This window comes from Nonomuraea corallina (assembly GCF_027620315.1).
GTDB lineage: Bacteria > Actinomycetota > Actinomycetes > Streptosporangiales > Streptosporangiaceae > Nonomuraea > Nonomuraea corallina.
This window is the reverse complement of sequence record NZ_JAPNNL010000359.1, coordinates 1-596: the sequence shown is the minus strand read 5'-3', so window position 1 is coordinate 596 and position 596 is coordinate 1. Positions and strand designations below refer to the sequence as shown.

1 pseudogene is annotated in these 596 nt (G+C 68.6%); it reads right to left on the bottom strand.

Annotated features, from left to right (window positions below):
- Positions 1-596: pseudogene (locus OUY22_RS36690) on the bottom strand (DNA-directed RNA polymerase subunit beta); the annotation flags it as partial.

Below are 596 nucleotides of genomic sequence, written 5' to 3'. Positions count from 1 at the left end.
CCCAGATGGGTCTCCAGCACCTGGCCGACGTTCATCCGGCCGGGCACGCCCAGCGGGTTGAGGATGATGTCGACCGGCGTGCCGTCCTCCAGGAACGGCATGTCCTCCACCGGCAGGATCTTGGAGATGACGCCCTTGTTGCCGTGACGGCCGGCCAGCTTGTCACCGTCGGTGATCTTACGCTTCTGCGCCACGTACACGCGGACCAGCTCGTTGACGCCCGGCGGCAGCTCGTCGCCCTCCTCACGGGAGAACACCCGCACGCCGATGACCTTGCCCTGCTCACCGTGCGGCACCTTCAGCGAGGTGTCGCGCACCTCGCGCGCCTTCTCGCCGAAGATCGCGCGCAGCAGCCGCTCCTCCGGGGTCAGCTCGGTCTCGCCCTTCGGGGTGACCTTGCCGACCAGGATGTCGCCGGGCACGACCTCGGCGCCGATCCGGATGATGCCGCGCTCGTCGAGGTCGGCCAGGACCTCCTCGGAGACGTTCGGGATGTCCCGGGTGATCTCCTCGGGGCCCAGCTTGGTGTCACGGGCGTCGACCTCGTGCTCCTCGATGTGGATCGAGGAGAGCACGTCGTCCTGCACCAGCCGCTG